The 1,168-nt window shown below is 58.1% G+C and carries 1 protein-coding gene; it reads right to left on the reverse strand.

Features of this window, described 5'->3' with window-relative positions; genetic code table 11:
- Positions 1-53: 53 nt before the first annotated feature.
- A complete protein-coding gene (locus ACP7AP_RS24160; protein WP_426038466.1) occupies positions 54-818 on the reverse strand; it encodes a hypothetical protein in 765 nt (254 codons plus the stop codon).
- Positions 819-1,168: the final 350 nt, after the last annotated feature.

Consider the following 1,168-nt stretch of genomic DNA (forward strand, 5'->3'; position numbering starts at 1 on the left):
CGACATTCTCGAAACCGGAAATGACTCCTGGCGCTTCAAACAGCGCAAGAAAATCAGCGCCCAAACTGATCAATATTGAACGCTGTTACCTGTTCAATATTCGACGCTGATTGACAGTTGTTGCATAGATTTAGCCCGGTTATCAGCTCCAGAACATCCTGGTGCCGGGCACCGATGAACTCGGGCAATGGCGCATTATTATGGTCCCGCTCTCCAAGGAATACGCCATCCTCGCGGTAGCCGATTGGGGTGAAACGATCATCGCCAATCACAATTCGGTGCAACCGATAAATCTCCGTCTGGTTGAGCGGCCGCTTGCCTGCCTCAAGGACGGCTTTACCCCAACGTTCCAAACGATTGGCCGCCGGGCGTTCCCCCTCAATCTCAAAGCTTGCGCGACTGTCGGCTAGCAGCATAAAGCTGGCTGCCCGCGCGATTATCTGTGCGCCGGTCTGGCCAATTATCTCCTGCGCCCGCGCCGACAGATCACCGGCGATGAAGGCTTCCAGCTTGGCTGTTCGGCGGATGATGGGACAGAACGCTCCGGTTCCAAGCAGGTTATCGCGGATCCTGTGGCGCGCCGACAGGCGGCCCCGATCAGCGGAATCCCGGAACCAGGTGATGTATTGAGCGGGGTCGAGGGCGTCGATGGCTGTGACTGCGGGTGCGTCCTGCAGGTCCAGTCGGTTCCCGGTAAGCGTTTCGTAGAAAAACCAGATACGCCGCGCGATGGCGCCGGTGGGAGCAGCCTGCACGATCTCGATCAGCGCCGATTGCGGTGCTGCCTTGAGAACCCGTTTCAGGATCAGAAGGTCCATGCTCTCGTGCCGCAGAGCAAAGGTCAAATGGCCCAGCAGGGTCGGCTCTGGCCGATAACGCTTGTCGAATAATTCCCAAGGGCCTTCGGTCCGCTTGTTGCCGCCTACATGCTTGCCTGAGACACATGAGAGCTGGCGAACCGGTGCCCTAACGCCAACGAATTCGACCAAGGCTGCCCAGCCCACAAGCTCTGCACCTTCCGGTAACGGCTCGTTCTGGAAGAAGGCTGGGGTGGGTTCAACCGGTCAGCGCAACATCTTTGATTTGAGATGTTATGAAAGGACCCAAGATGGCACGAACCGGCCGCCCAGGCTTATCGCACGAGCAGAAGGCCGAACTCTGGCGACGT

This window comes from Cypionkella sp. TWP1-2-1b2 (assembly GCF_049896245.1).
Lineage (GTDB): Bacteria > Pseudomonadota > Alphaproteobacteria > Rhodobacterales > Rhodobacteraceae > Cypionkella.

What these genes read in the sequence shown, in the direction of transcription:
- ACP7AP_RS24160 (WP_426038466.1), bottom strand. Translation starts at nt 818, where the DNA reads ATGGACCTTCTGATCCTGAAACGGGTTCTCAAGGCAGCACCGCAATCG.